Genomic DNA, 17,492 nt, shown 5'->3' with positions numbered 1-17,492 from the left:
TACAATAAAAAAGCTAATTTCATACAAGGTGAAATTAGCATGTAAGTTATCATTCCATAAAGTTGATCAAACAATTTTTCGACATTAATTTCTTGTTGCGAGTAATATACAATGTTATAAATATCTTTCTTTTCAATTAGGTGATTTTTCATGCGATGAAATCCTTTCATGATGTCCAATTTTAAGCAAAAACAGTAATACAATTAATAAAATAAATGATGGTAACCAAACAAAATTTAAATTCAATATGCTTAAATAAATACATAGCGCAAGAATAGGGAGCCTAAAGCATTTCCCAGGGAATAAATGTGTTTTACGGTATGGCTCGCATAGGTTGTAACAATCATTTTTCTGAAAATAATTCTAGCACCACCAAAGGTTAAACCGAATAGTAACATTAAAACTAATTTAAATAAGAGTATATCTTCTAATACATACCATGAGATAGTGATTACAATACTGAGGATGAATAATAAATGCATCCACTTATTTGAAATAAATTTACTAAATAGTAAACCAATGACAGCCATGCCTATACCTAAAACACTGTCTAATAGCGCGACTTCATGAACTTCACCGCCTTTATAAGTTGTAAGCGTAGGTAGCATAAAGTTAATTGTTCCCAATATTGGCCACATCAGCATGCTCATAAAATAATGTATTAATTTTACATATGACTTGGGTGGAGGTGATTCGTTTATAGAGGTAAGATGCATCATCTTATTTCTACTTCTAATTGCTAAGCAAAGAATTAGGTAGGCTAAACAGATAAAACGGTATAATGCAGTAATTATTAAATAATTAGTCATGATGCGCATCACTACAATCAAAAATTTTAGATGCGAGTTCATTGGCTTTATGAATATGTTTGAAAGTTTTTGTAGTCGATAATTCAGGCCAGCTAAACTGCACAAGTCCTTCACGACTGCTCCAATTTTCAGGATCGGTTACATTGTCTCCAATCCCCTTTAATAAATTTACTTTTTTTATTTCAGAATCATTGGCTATATCAGGATAGTTAATATTTTGTATCTTACCTTTTTTAGCTTTCATAAAAGCGATAGCAGACGTACGTTTTGGTGTGAATATATCTGCTGATTTAACTTTATTATTAATGTACATAGAAATATGGAGTTGATAAGGATTCATATCATAAGCATTTTCAACTAAGTCCATTATAGCGTCACCACCAGGTCTAGCAGCAGCTTCTATGACATAGAGTTGGTCGCCTTTGATTTTTATTTCCACATGAGCAACGCCTCGCGTAATACCTAAAGTCTGACACGTGCGGATTGCAAGGTTTTTAATATCTTCATTTTTATATCTGTGACTTGGGACTAAATGACCCATTTCAGTAAACCATGGTCTGGGAGATAAATATTTTTCAGTAACTGTAATGACCTCATAGAAATGATGACCACACAACACTTCAACTGAAACTTCGTCATCACTATCAATAAATGTTTCAATCAGAAATTTATTTTTAAACACATGAAAGGTATCAGCATAAGTCTCCATAATTTGTTTCGATTTTCTATAGGCATCCATGCATTCTTTTTCGTTATTTGCTAAGTAAACCCCACCACTGCCTCCAAAATCCATTGGTTTTATAATTACTGGGAAAGTAAATTCTTTGATACATTCTTTCAATTCTGTTGCATCATTAAATTGTATCGACTTTGCTGTAGGAATGTTTGCTTTTTCAAATAAGGATTTCATGATGTGCTTGTTTCTGCAAGCTTTAATAACCTTTGGTTCAAGGTAAGGCAAACCGTAGTCTTGATTTAATTGATTAGCTACTTCTAATGTCCAATCATTTAAAGGGACGATGCTTTTTGGTTCGTACCCCTGAATTTGATAATATGCTAACTCCTTTTTTATCTCTTCATAGCTTAAAGGATTGGCATCAATGCAAAAATCAAAATACGCATTGTACTTATATTTTGCATTTTGAATTGCTGTCCATATTTGAAAATCACCGATTGCTTTGCCACCAACGTAAGCACGTTCTCTTAAAAACTGATCTGAACCTAATAACAATAGATATTCTGTCATATGAGCCTCCTAATTTTTATGTAATGATTAATATATAAAAATAATACTATATAAAATTATATTTGGAATATAGTTGGAATGAACTTTGAGTAATATGAATTTTATTAATTTGAGTATTTTGAATTGGTTTGAGAGAAGTGTAATGAAATTCGAAGCATGATTAAGAAGATTGGAAATATAAAAAAAGACTAATTCGCTCAAGCGAATTAGTCTTTTTACAATTAAGAGTGGGGGTCGTTCTAAACTCTCAATTGAAGCCCTACAATTGTTAGTTGTTTTTAATATTCGATATTCGGTGCTTTATTCACGTGTTTTTGATAACGTTTTAAAGCGTAAAAACCGATAGCGCCGATTACTGAAACTACTAATAGTTTTTTCATTTTTTTCACAATCCTTTAAAATTATTATGCATTAAACTACTATTTACTATAATAGTTTAGGTTTAAGCTTTTAGAAGTTTGTTGACGTGTACGTCTCATTAAATCAGGATCTTCAATTAATGATTGACCATAAGATGGAATCATTTTTTTGATTTTTGGTGTCCATTCTGATTTATATTCAGGGAAGTTTTTCTCTAATACTTCTAATGCAACTGATACTGAAGTAGAAGCCCCTGGAGATTCACCTAATAATGCAATTACAGTATGATCTTCAGAATTAACCACTTCTGTACCGAATTGGATAAAGCCTTTACCGTTTTCAGGTGTATCTTTGATTACTTGAACACGTTTACCAGCATTGTATAATTGCCAGTCTTCGTCACGTGCTTCTGGGTAGAATGTACGAAGATGGTTCATAGTACCTTCTTTAGTCATCAAGATTTGATCAATTGAATATTTAATTAATGGTAAGTTTTTAACTGCTGATGCTAATAAAGTTGTGATGTTATATGGTTTAACAGATTTAAATAAATCTAAATTAGAACCTTGTTTAAGGAATTTAGGTCCAATACTAGCGAATGGTCCAAATAGTAATGTACGTTCACCATCAATATAACGTGTATCTAAGTGAGGTACAGTCATTGGTGGTGTACCTTGAGGTTCTTTACCGTATACTTTAGCATCGTGTGCTTGTATAACATCTGGATTTGTACAGATTAAGAATTGACCAGTGATTGGGAATCCACCTAAGTGTTTACTTTCAGGAATTCCTGTTTTTTGTAATAGTGGAATTGCGCCACCACCTGCACCAATAAATACATAATCAGCTAGTTGTGTTTTTACACTACCACTGTTACGTTGACGTACTTTAACTTCCCATTTACCGTCTTTACGTTGGTTAAAGTCCATTACTTCGTGGTTGTATTGAACATCTACATTAGGTTCTTTTTCTAAGTTTTTGGCCATTTTACGAGTAAGTTCACCAAAGTTTACGTCAGAACCTTCATCAATTTTACTAGCTGCCATAATGTCACCTGCACTATGACCTTGCATCATTAATGGAATCCATTTTCTCATTTCTTCAATATCTTCTGTATATTCAATATTGTCGAACATTGGGAATTCTTTCATAGCTTCATAACGATCTTTTAAAAATTGAACGTTATTTTTACCTCTTACAAAGCTAATGTGTGGTAGCGGACGAATAAATTCTTCAGGGTTACTGATTGTTTTGTTTTGAACTAAATGACTCCAAAATTGTTTTGATAATTCAAATTGTTCATTGATCTCTTTCGCTTGCTCAATGTTAATTGAACCATCTGGTTGTCTAACTGTATAATTCAATTCACATAAAGCAGCGTGTCCTGTACCAGCGTTATGACGCTCGTGAGAACTTTCATCACCTGGACGATCTAAACGCTCGTATAATTTAATATCCCATTCTGGTGCTAATTCATTAATCATTGTACCGAATGTAGTACTTAATACCCCAGCGCCGATTATTACAACGCTTTTTGACTCTTTGTTAGTAGCCATTATCTAATCACCTTTCCTTATCTCAACTTGCAACTATAGTATAATACTAAATCACCTATCATTAAAATACATATTTTTTATAGGTGCCATTCTAATATGGAATCTTTTTTATTTCTACTATTAAAACATAGAGAGAAATAAATTTTTTAAATATCTTTTTTGTTATTCGATTGATGTATAACTTCATTTAAACAGAAAATTTACAAACATTCCATAATATAGCATTGCTAATTAAATATAGAAAAATTATAGTTCTATGTAATTTTACCCCGATCAATCTTCAACAAACACGACTATCAAAATATTTGTACATTTATTTATTCACGCACGTGCGTATGTACACGTGTGTACATATTAAATAGGAAAGTTTAATTTTCTAATATCAACATTGAGCAACTGGAAAGATAACAGCTATTTTAAAAACTTCCTATATGATAGTTATCCATATACACGCAAATTATCCAACTTTCACATGTTCTAACCATTACTTTTTTCTATGGGTTGTATAGATAATATGTATTTTATTTATATGTTGCAGCGTTTTATAATTAGTATGTAATCAATTTACAGCGCAAATCATTCGTTATAACATGCCATGGTATAGGAACAAATGTGAACGGCGCTAATTTAGAGTATTAAATATGAATTTTTCATAATAATATAATGAGATTAAATTTTTAATACATTGTTGAGTGAATAATTTAAATTGTTTGCAATGATTAATGATTTTTTGCATTAAATGTTGAAAGGAAATGAATGTAAAATGGCTGACAAAAATTATACAGCAGCAAATATGGTAATAAATACTTTGAAAAATAATGGTGTGGAATATGTATTCGGTATCCCAGGTGCTAAAATCGACTATTTATTCAATGCACTTGAAGATGATGGCCCAGAACTTATTGTAACGCGTCATGAGCAAAACGCGGCAATGATGGCACAAGGTATTGGACGCTTAACAGGTAAACCAGGTGTTGCCTTAGTAACAAGTGGCCCAGGGGTAAGTAATTTAACGACTGGACTTTTAACAGCGACATCAGAAGGAGACCCTGTATTAGCATTAGGTGGCCAAGTTAAACGTAACGATTTATTACGTCTAACACACCAAAGTATTGATAATGCAGCATTATTAAAATCTTCAACAAAATATAGTGAAGAAGTTCAAGATCCAGAGTCATTATCAGAAGTTATGACAAATGCGATGAGAACTGCAACTTCAGGTAAAAATGGCGCAAGTTTCATAAGCATACCGCAAGATGTTATTTCTGCACCGGTTGAATCACAAGCGATTGCACTTTGCCAAAAACCTAGCTTAGGTGTGCCAAGTGAACAAAATGTTAATGAAGTAATTGAAGCGATTAAAAACGCGAAATTCCCTGTATTATTAGCAGGTATGAGAAGTTCAAGTTCAGACGAAACGAATGCAATCCGTAAATTAGTTGAAAAAACAAATTTACCAGTTGTAGAAACATTCCAAGGTGCAGGTGTGATTAGTCGTGAACTAGAATCCCATTTCTTTGGTCGTGTTGGTTTATTCCGTAACCAAGTCGGTGACGAATTATTAAGAAAAAGTGATCTCGTTGTTACGATTGGTTATGATCCAATTGAATATGAAGCGAGCAATTGGAATAAAGAATTAGATACTAAAATTATTAATATAGATGAAATTCAAGCGGAAATTACAAATCATATGCAACCAGCAAAAGAATTGGTTGGTAATATTGCTGGCACAATCGAACTTATTTCTGACAAAGTCGATGAACCTTTTATCAGTCAAAAACATTTAGACGAATTAGAAACTTTAAGAGCGCATATACTTGAATCAACTGGTATCAAACCAACACATGAAGATGGCGTGTTACACCCAGTTGAAGTCATTGAGTCAATGCAAAAAGTATTATCAGATGATACAACAGTAACTGTAGACGTAGGTAGTCACTATATTTGGATGGCACGTAAATTTAGAAGTTACAATCCAAGACACTTACTATTCAGTAATGGTATGCAAACGCTAGGTGTTGCGTTACCATGGGCTATATCAGCTGCTTTAGTACGTCCTAATACACAAGTTGTATCCGTTGCTGGTGATGGTGGTTTCTTATTCTCAGCACAAGACTTAGAAACAGCTGTACGTAAAAATCTTAATATCATTCAATTAATTTGGAATGACGGTAAATATAACATGGTTGAATTCCAAGAAGAAATGAAATATGAACGTAGTTCAGGCGTAGACTTTGGTTCAGTAGACTTCGTTAAATATGCTGAATCATTTGGTGCTAAAGGCTTACGTGTAACAAATCAAGAAGAATTAGAAGCGGCAATTAAAGAGGGATACGAAACTGAAGGACCAGTATTAATTGATATCCCAGTGAATTACAAAGATAATGTCAAACTTTCAACAAATATGTTACCTGACACTTTTAACTAATATCGAATCAAACGGCGAAAATGATTAATTATTTATCAAAATAGGAGTGAATAAAGTTATGACTAACGTACTATATCAACACGGCACACTAGGTACATTGATGGCAGGCCTTTTACAAGGTACTGCTTCAATCAATAATTTATTAGAACATGGAGACATTGGTATTGCGACTTTAACAGGTTCAGATGGTGAAGTGATTATCGTTGATGGTAAAGCTTATCATGCCAATGAACATAAAGAATTTGTAGAATTGAAAGGTGACGAATTATCACCATATGCAACCGTATCAAGATTTACACCTGATAAAACGTATAGCACGAGCAATAAATCTTCAACAGAAGTTTATGATGAAGTTAAAGAAAAAATGTTAAGTGAAAATTTATTCTCTGCTGTTAAAATTTCAGGAACATTTAAAAAAATGCATGTACGTATGATGCCAGGACAAGAGCCACCATATACAAGATTGATTAACTCAGCGAATAGACAACCTGAACAAATTGAAGAAAATATCAAAGGTTCTATTGTAGGCTTCTTTACACCAGAATTATTCCATGGCATTGGTTCAGCAGGTTTCCATGTTCATTTCGCTAATGATGACCGTAATTTTGGCGGACACGTATTGGATTTTGAAGTTTCAGATGTTACGGTAGAAATTCAAAACTTTGAAACATTTGAACAACATTTTGCAGTCGATGATGAAGCATTTACAAATACAGATATTGACTACAAAGATATTGCAAAAGAAATAAGACAAGCAGAATAAAGGAGTAGCGAGCAAATATGTTAGTTGAAAGTTTTAACCCTTTTAATAATTTGCTACTTTCAAGTATTGTAGCCGCAATACCAATTATATTATTTTTATTATGTTTGACTGTATTTAAAATGAAAGGTGTTTATGCAGCAATTACAACGTTAATCGTTACAATTATTGTTGCTATGGCTTTCTTTAAATTACCAGGAAGTATTGCAGGCGGCGCTACTTTAGAGGGCTTTTATCAAGGGATTATCCCAATAGGCTTTATTGTAATCATGGCAGTTTGGTTATATAAAATTGCTACAAAAAGCGGCCAATTTGCTATTGTGCAAGATAGTATCGCGAGTGTCTCAAGGGACCAACGTGTTCAATTATTATTGATTGGCTTTGTATTTAATGGATTTTTAGAAGGTGCTGCAGGCTTTGGCGTACCTATTGCCATTTGTGCGGTACTATTAACACAATTAGGTTTTAAACCTTTGCAAGCTGCGATGTACTGTTTAGTAGCTAATGCAGCAGCAGGTGCTTATGGTGCGGTAGGTATACCGATTGCTATCGTGGATACTTTGAATTTGCCAGGTGGTGTAACAACATCTCAAGTAGCGTTAATTGGTAATTTAACGTTAGGCTTTATTAGTTTCGTTGTGCCATTTTTATTAATGTATATTATGGATGGCTTTAAAGGTGTGAAAGAAACTTTCCCTGCTACTTTAGTTGTGGCAGTTACTTTCACAGTTTTACAAGTGCTTATTGCAGCTTTTGCTGGACCAGAGTTGGCTGATATTATCCCTGGCCTTGTAGCAATGATTGCATTAGCATTGTTCTCAAGAAAATGGCAACCTAAAAATATTTTCAGAATTAATAAAGATGAAAAAGCAGATGCCGTGCCTAAACATTCTATTGGACACATCACTTATGCATGGAGCCCGTTTATCATTTTAACGATTGTTGTGATGATCTGGAGCTTACCAGCATTTAAAGGTTTATTTGAAAAAGGTGGTGCCCTAAGTGCACTTGTTGTGAACTTTAATGTACCGGGTACGATGAATGCTGTGACTAATAAACCGAATGAACTGACATTCAATTTCTTTGCTCAAACAGGTACAGCGATTTTAATTACAGCGATCATTACAATTATTATTGCGAAAAATATGAGCTTTAAAACGGCTGGTCATTTACTGGGTCTCACAGTTAAAGAATTATGGATTTCAGTGTTAACCATTTGTTTCATTTTAGCAGTATCTAAAATTACAACATATGGTGGATTAAGTAATGCTATGGGACAAGGCATATCTAAAACAGGCGCTGCCTTCCCATTATTGTCACCACTACTTGGTTGGATTGGTGTATTTATGACGGGATCCGTCGTAAACAATAATTCATTGTTTGCGCCAATTCAAGCCTCTGTTGCTGAACAAATTGGTACAAAAGGTTCATTACTTGTTGCAGCTAATGTCGCTGGTGGTGTAACTGCTAAGATTGTATCACCACAATCTATAGCTATCGCTACAGCAGCAGTTAATAAAGTAGGTAAAGAATCAGAACTGATGAAAATGGCAATGCGTTTCAGTATCGGATTGTTAATTCTCGTTTGTATTTGGACATTTATTTGTAGTTTATTTATTTCATAAAATGAATTTGAAAAGACCGAAATTAAAGCATATCATGCTCGCTACTTATCTATATGAGCATGTATGATAAGTTAAAAAGTTAGTGGAAATACCGCATAGATTATTTCCTGGAAAATATTTATTATAAAACCAATTAAAAAACACTAAAGTCGATGGCGTTTTGTCATACGACTTTAGTGTTTTTTGTGTTCCTCAAAGTTTTGCTGTATATAAAGTATTATTTATGCTAAAGATTCCCCAATCAATTCTATACACATTTTCAATTTTATTTGGACAAAAATGCTAACTGCGATACACCAACTCTAACTATAAAAATTGTGTTAGTTATCGCTTTTTAAAATTAAATATAGGTGTGGCTAGCAGTGGTTTAGTTAAATTGTTTAAGTGTTAAGTCAATGAATTGATCACTTGCTTTTGTTAAATTTTCTAATTTGTTATAACCAATCACTACTGTGTTTGTAAATGATTGATTTAATTCAACGTAAATGGCGTCACTATTATGTTCAGTAGAACTACTTGGTATAAATGTGAGGACGCCTGTAGAAATTGCAAGGCGATCGGCATTGTCTACGTTTGAAGTTTCTAAAATAATATTAGGGTAAATGTTGTATGTTTCTAGAACTTTATTGATGATCTGTTTAAGTCCGTATCTATCTTTTAGAATGATAAAGTGATCGTGAGATATGAGTGACATGATTTCATTGGAATTTAATTCATTTTGTTGAATTCTTTTATATAAATGGTGCTGAGGTGGCACAACTAAATATATCGGTTCCGTATAGATTTGAGTGTATTGAATATTTTTATTCCATAATGGTAGTGTATTTAGACATAAATCGACTTTACCCTCTAGTACTTGTTTTTCAATGTCTTAGGAATTACCTTCGATTAAGTTAATTTTAATATTAGGAAAAAGATTCATAAATTTAGGCAGAATTTTATGTAGTATATGGAACGCTAATGTAGGTGTAACACCTATATTTAAAAAACCGGAATTCAAGTTTGAAATATTAGTGATTTTTCGCGTTACATCATGATAAAGTCGCTCTTGTTCTTGTAGATATTGATAATAAAGTTGGCCTTCGGGCGTAAAGGTAATGGGATGTTTTTTACGATTAAAAATAATGATGTTCCACTCAGCTTCAATATTTTTGATAAAACTACTGAGATAGGGCTGGGAAACATAGAGTTTATTGGCTGCCTTGGTTATTGTTCCTTCATTGATGATCGTTTCAATATATTTATAGTTACGGTTAATAAGGCTCTCTCCTTAATGACATAAGTAATTACTTATATGTTATATATACTAAAAACTATTTTACATTTAGTCAATATGAGCAGACAATATATATGTTGCGTTTAATTTTTAAGGGGAAGGCACTGTAACTAGAAAAGAAGTCAATTTTTTATGGAAAATAGTACAATAGATATGGAACGAATTTGGACAAAAAATTTCACGATGAATTTTGTAGTTAACTTTTTGGTTAATTTGAATATGTATTTACTGATTGTTTTAATTGCAGGCTATGCGCAGTCTCAATTTAATGCCTCAGATAGTTCGGCTGGACTGGTAGCAGGTTTATTTATAGTCGGGTCACTGATGGGTAGATTTGTTATGGGGAAATATATCAATAGTTTAGGACCTAGAAAGGTACTCTTAATTGGAACTGTATTATTTACAATTACCAGTGTTTTTTATTTTGTAGAATCTTCATTATTATTTTTAATTATTGTTAGAATCATTAATGGATTTTCATTTGGGATTTGTACAACTTCAACTGGATCAATAGCAGGGTATATAACACCGGAAACTAAAAAAGGTGAAGGTATCAGCTTTTTAGTTTGAGTATGGTGCTTGGTGCAGCCATTGGCCCATTTTTAGGTTTATTGTTAATGCAACAATATTCAATAGAAGTCATCTTTGGACTTAATCTTGTATTGAGTTTTATTTCATTGATTTTGGCAATATTTATGAAAGTACCTTTTGAAACAATTGCTAGAACAGCAGAGGATAAAGGGTTTAAGGTTTCAGATTTTATCGCGAAAGAAGCCATTCCAATTGCCATTATCGTGTTTATAGCTGGTCTTTCTTATTCTTCTATTCTTAATTATATTAAAGTTTTTGCGCAAGAGAGAGACTTAATTACAGCTTCAAGTTACTTTTTCGTTGTCTATGCAATCGTCTCAATTTTTTCAAGACCAGTTTGTGGTAGATTAATGGATGCAAAAATGAAAATATAGTTATATACACTAGTATTATATTTCAGGCTATCTATTTCTTAGTTATTGCATTTTCACATTCAGCATGGATGTTATTAATTGGTGGTGCTTTATTAGGATTAGGTTATGGTAATATCACGTCTACGTCTCAATCGGTATCTGTCAAAGTCGTACCAAAAGAAAAAATTGCGCGAGCAACCTCAACATTCTTTATCGGTTTAGATTTAGGCTTAGGATTTGGGCCCTATATACTAGGTTTGTTTACTAATCAGATTGGGTTAGGCAATATGTATATAGTAATGGCTGTATTATTAATTGTCACTTTCTTTATCTATCACTTCATACATGGTAGAAAAGTGAGTGTGTCAAAAGCATAATCATGCCCCTCGTGAAATATTGAATCCATTTTCAAGAACTTGAATTATTTAATTAACATATGCCCTTTTCAATGATGGCACATATAAGTGCAAACTTGAGAGGGGATTTTTATATATTTTAAATGGTTACACATAATACAGCTGCTAACAAATTGATTAAAGCCTGAGCATCTATTTATGTTATACAAGCGCAATCAGTTTACGATATGTACAAAGCTGTAATTTTAGTTGTTTAGTTGGTACACTGAATATACCGTAGTTGTTAATACAAATACATAAAAAATTATAAGATAAATGAAAGGAGGTTGTTTATGTTTTTAGCATGGAATGAAATAAAGCGTAACAAATTGAAATTTAGTCTGATTATCGGTGTCTTAATTATGATTAGTTATTTGCTGTTCCTATTATCAGGTTTGGCAAGTGGTTTAATGAATATGAATAGAGAAGGTATTGATAAATGGCAAGCAGACGCCATCATTTTAAACAAAGATGCGAATCAAACGGTTGAACAATCAATGTTTGATAAAAAGGATGTTGCAGATACATATAAAAAACAAACAACGCTAAAGCAATCCGGTGTCATTGTATCTAATGGAGATAATGAAGAAAATGCATTAATGTTCGGTGTTACAGATGATTCTTTTCTCGTACCGAATATGATTGATGGAAAGAAATTTAATGCAGATAATGAAGTCGTTGCTGATGAAACGTTAAAAGAAAAAGGATTTAAACTAGGTGATACATTATCGCTATCACAATCCGACGAAAAGTTAAAAATAGTTGGGTTTAGTGAAAGTGCTAAATATAATGCTTCTCCGGTACTTTTTTCAAATAACAAAACCATTCAAAATATTAATCCGTCATTAACTGAAGATAAGACGAATGCGGTTGTTGTAAAAGATAAAGATTGGCAGTCTAAAGATTTAAATCATAATTTAGAAGCGATTGGTATCGAAAGTTTCGTTAAAAACTTACCAGGTTATACAGCGCAAAACTTAACGTTAAACTTTATGATTTCATTTTTATTTATCATCTCTGCTACAGTTATTGGCATCTTTTTATATGTTATTACATTACAAAAAACGAATTTATTTGGTGTATTAAAAGCACAAGGCTTTTCAAATGGTTATTTAGCCAAAGTAGTGTTGTCGCAAACGTTTATCATTGCCTTGATTGGTACGGTCATTGGACTGGTATTGACCTTAATTACAGGAGCGTTCTTGCCGAGTGCGGTACCGATTAAATTTAGCGCCACAACATTATTAATTTATGGGGTTGTCCTTATCGCTGTTTCATTAATAGGTAGTCTATTCTCCATATTAACGATAAGAAAAGTTGATCCACTGAAAGCGATAGGGTAAATGAGGAGTGTATAACAAATGCTAGAATTTAAAAATGTCACGAAATATTTCCAAGATGGAAACCAAAAAATAGAAGCTGTGAAGCCTACCTCACTAAAATTTAATCAAACTGAACTCATTGCAATTATAGGACCTTCAGGATCTGGGAAAAGTACTTTCCTAACTATGGCGGGCGCACTTCAAACACCGACGTCTGGAGAGATTCTCATTAATGGTAAGGAAGTCTCCCAGATGTCTCAGAAAGCATTAGCAAACACACGGATGCAGGAGATTGGCTTTATACTTCAAGCAACTAACTTGGTGCCTTTTTTAACGGTGAAACAGCAGTTTAAATTATTGGCTAAACAAAAGAAAGATGTATTAAGTCAAACTGAATACAAGCAGTTGATGTCACAACTCAATCTCGAAGCAATTGAAAATAAACTGCCGAGTGAAATTTCTGGTGGGCAAAAGCAGCGTGTAGCCATTGCTAAAGCGCTATATACACAACCTTCGATTATTTTAGCGGATGAACCAACGGCTTCGCTTGATACACAAAATGCGATGGAAGTCATGGAAATTTTAAAAGCACAAACATCAGAAAAAAATAAAACGTGTATTGTGGTTACACATGATGAACGACTTACATCCTATTGTGACAAGGTTTATCATATGGAAGATGGCGTGTTAACACAGACTTAAATAACGGTTTAATATGGGTACGGTGATATTAAATTATTGTGAAAGTTAAAGTTATAATCTCTAAATAAGGGGATGAGCATAATCAAACATAGGCATGAAATGGAATTGTTATGGAAAGCATATAAATATGAGGTCATGTGGCATAGTCAACAAAGCTATAATGAGATTAGAGAAATGCTTAAAGGGCAATGTGAATATAGAGATGTTGAAGAAGCAATTGATTATGCACTGTCCATACAGCCTAGCAAAGGTTCGGTAATCAATACATTTAGCCATATATGGGGTTATTTTAAAAAGTTTTGTAGCGCCTCAGAGAAAGCATTATTTAAAAAGCTGAAGGCACAATACTTACTAGATCGAATCGATACACATACGCTCATTTTCTTTATCTATTGTATGACAAGATATTATGATGTTACGTATCTCAAGGAATCCACATTAATCAAAAATTTTTCAATCGCAAATAGATCATTTAAATAGGATGATTTGCTAACGCGATGGTTGATTCAAGTTTATGATATACGCTGTGTGATTTAGTCGATGGTATGGGCGATAATTTTAATGTCATTACAATATAAAGTTTCTTAATCATAACGGTTGATGCATATGAAGCATCAATCGTTATTTTTGTTTTAAATTTAAAAAAAGTTGTTTCATATGCGGTTTATATAACTAATTGACTCTATAATAATGGAATGGTAATATTATCCCTATTAATCAAATCGGAATAATAAGTGTGTGGAGGGATAAAGATGAAAAGAATGAAATTAGGATATTTTTTAACTGGTTTTGGTCACCATGTTGCGAGTAGTAGACACCCAGATGCATTAGAACGTGGGGGTATGAATTTAACGAAAACCATTGAACAAGCAAAAACGTTAGAGCAAGCTAAATTTGATTTTCTATTTGTGTCTGATAGTTTATATCTTGATAACAAGACGCATCCAGATATGTTTACGATGTTTGAGCCAATTTCTTTAATGTCTATTGTAGCTAGAGAAACTCAAAATCTTGGATTGATTGTGACAGGATCTACTTCATTTTCAGAACCATTTAGCCTTGCGAGAATCTTTTCGTCTTTAGATCATTACAGCAATGGCAGAGCGGGTTGGAATATTGTTACATCAGGTATTAATCATACAGCGAAGAATTTTAATGGCACTACGAATGCAAATCATGATTTACGCTATGATCAAGCCGAAGAATTTGTGAATATTTCTAAGCAATTATGGGATTCTTGGCGTGGCGTTAATACGGAACATCTTCATGCTGCAGGAGGCTTTTTTAGTGAAAAAGAGCCAGAACCAATTAATTATCAGGGGGAATTTTACAGTGTAAAAGGCCCATTAAATATTGAAGCATCACCTCAAGGTTATCCATTACTTGTACAAGCAGGTTCTTCAGAAAAAGGTACAGAATTTGCGTCGAAACATGCAGAAGTTGTATTTACAGCGCAAAATGATATCAACGATGCAATCACGTTTGCACATAATTTGAAAAATAAAGTTGAACAAAAGCACGGAAATGCACATGAAATTGTTATTATGCCAGGTATTTTTCCATTTATTGGAGAAACACGCGAGGCAGCGGAAGCGCAATTCCAAGAATTACAAGATCTCATTGTGCCAGAGATGGGAATAGAGTTATTATCTTCTTATTTAGGTGATACAGATTTAAGTCATTACGATTTAAATACACCGTTTGAAAATATTGAAGTAGAAAAAGGAAACAATATACAAAGTCGTGTAGACTTAATCAAAGATACAGCGAAGAAGAATGAATATACTTTAGAAGATGTAATGAAGCACGTTGCTGGTGCAAGAGGGCATCATATCGTCGTTGGTACTGCTGAAGATGTAGCGGATAGAATGGAAGCATGGTTTACAAGTGGTGCAGCAGATGGATTCAATATTATGCCACCGCTCAATCCGACGCAGTTTGATTTATTTGTCGATAAAGTGATTCCGATTTTAAAAGAAAGAGGTTTGATTCAAGCGGCTTATAGTGAAGGGACTTTACGTGAAAAGTTGGGATTAAATCAAAAAATACATAGTTAATATGGATAGATAAAAAGCTAGAAAAAGTGACGACATCGCATCCATTTCGATATTAATTAGAAGGTATTTGCATATAAAAAATAAATAAAAAGAGAACGCACCGTTTAAAAGCGCGTTCTCTTTTTTATATGTGCAAACGCAACATATAGCCTTTAGTCAACTTCATTACTCACGAATCGCGTTAACTACATCAACCATGTCATCGTGAATAACAACATCTGCATCTCGATCATAGGGCGTTGCATCCTTATTAATGATAATAAGGTGTTGACCTTCAAAATAAGAAATGAGACCTGCTGCAGGTTGAACTACAAGAGAGGAACCTAAGACGACTAAGGTGTCAGCTTCTTGAATTTTTTGAATCGCATTAGAAATAGTCTGTTGATCTAACATTTCACCGTAAAGTACAATATCGGGTCTGATTGGACTACCACATGTTTCGCAATGGCGTAAATGCTTTGCCATCACTGTGGCTTTATCATATTTATGTTCGCATTGGATACAATAGAAGCGGTTTAAGGTTCCATGAAGTTCGTCAACATTCGCGCTTCCAGCATCTGTATGCAGTCCATCGATATTTTGAGTAATAACACCTAATGAACGTTGATGGTGTTCAAGTTGAGCAATCCATTCGTGTACGACATTAGGTTGCTTGTCTGCCAATAGTAGGCGCTTATGATAAAAATCAACAAATCCTTCTGGATCATTTTGTAAGTATTCAGCGCTTAGTAAATATTCTGGAGCGTAGCCTTCCTTTGAAATCTCATCAAACAAGCCGCCCATAGATCGAAAATCAGGCACGCCACTTGCGACAGAGACGCCAGCACCTGTGAAAAATGTAATCTGATTCGCATCTTTAATAATCTTTTTTAAGTGTTCAATATTTTGATTCATTTATCTCACTCCATTGGAAATTTTAAATAATATGATGCAAATACGAGTAATATGCGTTGCGCTTTTAATATAATTTTAAATTTTAGAAAGTATTTTAGCAAATATAAGAGAATTTAAATGATGTTCAAAAGAGGTTCGTCAGATACAAGACAATTTTATGAAGCATGCTTTATAATGGGTTTAAAACGAGAACCGAGGTTATTTTAGTGAAGAAATTGTGGATTTGGGGAGCAAGTATCATAGCGATAGTTATTGTAGTAGGGATTGTGATGGCAGTCTTTGTAAGTCAAAAGCCATCAAAACAGGTAACACACTCAAAATTCGTGAATCATCCGATACCTACATTATTTTTACATGGGTATGGTGGCAGTGCCAATTCAGAGAAGTTCCTGGTGCAACAAGCTGAAAACAAAGGCGTCACTCACGATGTCATCACCGCAGTGGTATCTGAAAATGGTAACGTCGCGTTTAAAGGTCAGTTAAACAAAAATGCCATCAATCCTATAGTGAAAGTTGAATTGGAAAATAATAAAGACGGTGACTACGATAAAAATGCAAAATGGTTTAAAAATGTTCTGGTAGCCCTACAAAAGGAATATCAATTCAAACAATTCAATTTTGTAGGTCACTCTATGGGAAATTTATCATTTGCGACGTATATGCTGAATTATGGTAACGATGCCTCTCTACCACGTTTGAATAAACAAGTAAATATTGCGGGGACATTTAATGGTGTCTTAAATATGAACGAACAAGTTAACGAAATCAGTGTGGATAAAGAAGGGAAACCAAGTCGCATGAATCCACCGTATCAGCAATTGCGTGAATTGAAAGCAATTTATCAAGGCAAACAGATTAAAGTGTTGAATATTTATGGTGATCTTGAAGACGGCACGCACTCTGACGGTCGTGTATCGAACAGTTCTTCAAAGTCATTGAAAGATTTATTGAGCAGTAGTCCGGAAAGTTATCAAGAATCAAAATATCATGGTAAGCAGGCACAACATAGCCAATTACACGAGAATAGAGATGTCGCTAATGAAATTATTAAGTATTTATGGGGAACGTCATAAAATTAAACATTTAAGGGTTAGAATTGAAAATTTATAAAGCGTGAA

At 33.5% G+C, this 17,492-nt stretch carries 13 protein-coding genes and 2 pseudogenes; 9 read left to right on the top strand and 6 right to left on the bottom strand.

Annotation, left to right across the window (positions count from 1 at the left end; translation table 11 throughout):
- Nucleotides 1-251: 251 nt before the first annotated feature.
- The 4 genes from ACP7BT_RS10060 to lqo form a co-directional block, all read right to left on the bottom strand.
- Nucleotides 252-638 (bottom strand): hypothetical protein, encoded by a 387-nt coding sequence (locus ACP7BT_RS10060; protein WP_235304928.1) that lies wholly within the window; start codon nucleotides 636-638, stop codon nucleotides 252-254.
- A gap of 163 nt (nucleotides 639-801) precedes the next feature.
- Entirely contained in the window at nucleotides 802-2,055 is a 1,254-nt protein-coding gene (locus tag ACP7BT_RS10055) for an ATP-grasp domain-containing protein (RefSeq protein WP_041080203.1), read from the bottom strand.
- A gap of 278 nt (nucleotides 2,056-2,333) precedes the next feature.
- Nucleotides 2,334-2,435, bottom strand: a complete 102-nt coding sequence (locus ACP7BT_RS10050) for an SE2200 family small protein (protein WP_075340018.1) — start codon at nucleotides 2,433-2,435, stop codon at nucleotides 2,334-2,336.
- A gap of 39 nt (nucleotides 2,436-2,474) precedes the next feature.
- Nucleotides 2,475-3,971 carry an L-lactate dehydrogenase (quinone) gene (gene lqo / locus ACP7BT_RS10045; RefSeq protein ID WP_002482034.1) on the bottom strand — a complete coding sequence of 499 codons (1,497 nt, stop codon included), beginning with the start codon at nucleotides 3,969-3,971 and terminating at the stop codon, nucleotides 2,475-2,477.
- A 763-nt stretch (nucleotides 3,972-4,734) separates the two neighbouring features.
- Here lqo and alsS point away from each other — a divergent pair.
- Genes alsS through ACP7BT_RS10030 form a run of 3 tightly spaced genes read left to right on the top strand, consistent with a single transcriptional unit; the run spans nucleotide 4,735 to nucleotide 8,784 of the window.
- Nucleotides 4,735-6,399 (top strand): acetolactate synthase AlsS, encoded by a 1,665-nt coding sequence (alsS, locus tag ACP7BT_RS10040; protein ID WP_041080201.1) that lies wholly within the window; start codon nucleotides 4,735-4,737, stop codon nucleotides 6,397-6,399.
- 58 nt (nucleotides 6,400-6,457) lie between these two features.
- Nucleotides 6,458-7,162 carry an acetolactate decarboxylase gene (gene budA / locus ACP7BT_RS10035; RefSeq protein ID WP_041080199.1) on the top strand — a complete coding sequence of 235 codons (705 nt, stop codon included), beginning with the start codon at nucleotides 6,458-6,460 and terminating at the stop codon, nucleotides 7,160-7,162.
- Between the two features lie 17 nt (nucleotides 7,163-7,179).
- Nucleotides 7,180-8,784, top strand: a complete 1,605-nt coding sequence (locus ACP7BT_RS10030; RefSeq protein WP_041080197.1) for an L-lactate permease — start codon at nucleotides 7,180-7,182, stop codon at nucleotides 8,782-8,784.
- A 367-nt stretch (nucleotides 8,785-9,151) separates the two neighbouring features.
- Here the strand turns inward: ACP7BT_RS10030 and ACP7BT_RS10025 are convergent.
- A pseudogene (locus ACP7BT_RS10025) lies at nucleotides 9,152-10,021 on the bottom strand (LysR family transcriptional regulator).
- A 171-nt stretch (nucleotides 10,022-10,192) separates the two neighbouring features.
- Here ACP7BT_RS10025 and ACP7BT_RS10020 point away from each other — a divergent pair.
- The 5 genes and pseudogenes from ACP7BT_RS10020 (at nucleotide 10,193) to ACP7BT_RS10000 (ending at nucleotide 15,480) form a co-directional block, all read left to right on the top strand.
- Nucleotides 10,193-11,381: pseudogene (locus tag ACP7BT_RS10020) on the top strand (MFS transporter).
- A gap of 311 nt (nucleotides 11,382-11,692) precedes the next feature.
- On the top strand, nucleotides 11,693-12,742 hold the full coding sequence (locus tag ACP7BT_RS10015) for an ABC transporter permease (RefSeq protein WP_037537402.1): 1,050 nt from the start codon (nucleotides 11,693-11,695) through the stop codon (nucleotides 12,740-12,742).
- Nucleotides 12,743-12,760: 18 nt separating this feature from the next.
- On the top strand, nucleotides 12,761-13,423 hold the full coding sequence (locus tag ACP7BT_RS10010) for an ABC transporter ATP-binding protein (RefSeq protein ID WP_002482042.1): 663 nt from the start codon (nucleotides 12,761-12,763) through the stop codon (nucleotides 13,421-13,423).
- 99 nt (nucleotides 13,424-13,522) lie between these two features.
- Nucleotides 13,523-13,903 (top strand): YbgA family protein, encoded by a 381-nt coding sequence (locus ACP7BT_RS10005; protein WP_228161046.1) that lies wholly within the window; start codon nucleotides 13,523-13,525, stop codon nucleotides 13,901-13,903.
- A 272-nt stretch (nucleotides 13,904-14,175) separates the two neighbouring features.
- Entirely contained in the window at nucleotides 14,176-15,480 is a 1,305-nt protein-coding gene (locus tag ACP7BT_RS10000) for an LLM class flavin-dependent oxidoreductase (protein WP_011302092.1), read from the top strand.
- Between the two features lie 165 nt (nucleotides 15,481-15,645).
- Here ACP7BT_RS10000 and ACP7BT_RS09995 read toward each other — a convergent pair whose 3' ends face one another.
- The gene (locus tag ACP7BT_RS09995; RefSeq protein WP_041080192.1) at nucleotides 15,646-16,374 is read right to left on the bottom strand and encodes an NAD-dependent protein deacylase; all 729 of its coding nucleotides are present in this window, start codon (nucleotides 16,372-16,374) and stop codon (nucleotides 15,646-15,648) included.
- Between the two features lie 269 nt (nucleotides 16,375-16,643).
- Here ACP7BT_RS09995 and ACP7BT_RS09990 point away from each other — a divergent pair, with 269 nt between their 5' ends.
- Nucleotides 16,644-17,447 (top strand): alpha/beta hydrolase, encoded by an 804-nt coding sequence (locus ACP7BT_RS09990; protein WP_412179184.1) that lies wholly within the window; start codon nucleotides 16,644-16,646, stop codon nucleotides 17,445-17,447.
- Nucleotides 17,448-17,492: the final 45 nt, after the last annotated feature.

It is taken from the genome of Staphylococcus sp. Y174-1 (assembly GCF_049897865.1).
Taxonomy (GTDB): domain Bacteria; phylum Bacillota; class Bacilli; order Staphylococcales; family Staphylococcaceae; genus Staphylococcus; species Staphylococcus saprophyticus.
This window is presented reverse-complemented; position numbering and strand designations above follow the sequence as displayed.

Bases quoted from the DNA above. Each gene is read 5' to 3' on its own strand.
- ACP7BT_RS10060 (WP_235304928.1), bottom strand. From the start codon at position 638: ATGTGGCCAATATTGGGAACAATTAACTTTATGCTACCTACGCTTACA.
- ACP7BT_RS10055 (WP_041080203.1), bottom strand. From the start codon at position 2,055: ATGACAGAATATCTATTGTTATTAGGTTCAGATCAGTTTTTAAGAGAA.
- ACP7BT_RS10050 (WP_075340018.1), bottom strand. From the start codon at position 2,435: ATGAAAAAACTATTAGTAGTTTCAGTAATCGGCGCTATCGGTTTTTAC.
- lqo (WP_002482034.1), bottom strand. From the start codon at position 3,971: ATGGCTACTAACAAAGAGTCAAAAAGCGTTGTAATAATCGGCGCTGGG.
- alsS (WP_041080201.1), top strand. From the start codon at position 4,735: ATGGCTGACAAAAATTATACAGCAGCAAATATGGTAATAAATACTTTG.
- budA (WP_041080199.1), top strand. From the start codon at position 6,458: ATGACTAACGTACTATATCAACACGGCACACTAGGTACATTGATGGCA.
- ACP7BT_RS10030 (WP_041080197.1), top strand. From the start codon at position 7,180: ATGTTAGTTGAAAGTTTTAACCCTTTTAATAATTTGCTACTTTCAAGT.
- ACP7BT_RS10015 (WP_037537402.1), top strand. From the start codon at position 11,693: ATGTTTTTAGCATGGAATGAAATAAAGCGTAACAAATTGAAATTTAGT.
- ACP7BT_RS10010 (WP_002482042.1), top strand. From the start codon at position 12,761: ATGCTAGAATTTAAAAATGTCACGAAATATTTCCAAGATGGAAACCAA.
- ACP7BT_RS10005 (WP_228161046.1), top strand. From the start codon at position 13,523: ATGGAATTGTTATGGAAAGCATATAAATATGAGGTCATGTGGCATAGT.
- ACP7BT_RS10000 (WP_011302092.1), top strand. From the start codon at position 14,176: ATGAAAAGAATGAAATTAGGATATTTTTTAACTGGTTTTGGTCACCAT.
- ACP7BT_RS09995 (WP_041080192.1), bottom strand. From the start codon at position 16,374: ATGAATCAAAATATTGAACACTTAAAAAAGATTATTAAAGATGCGAAT.
- ACP7BT_RS09990 (WP_412179184.1), top strand. From the start codon at position 16,644: ATGGCAGTCTTTGTAAGTCAAAAGCCATCAAAACAGGTAACACACTCA.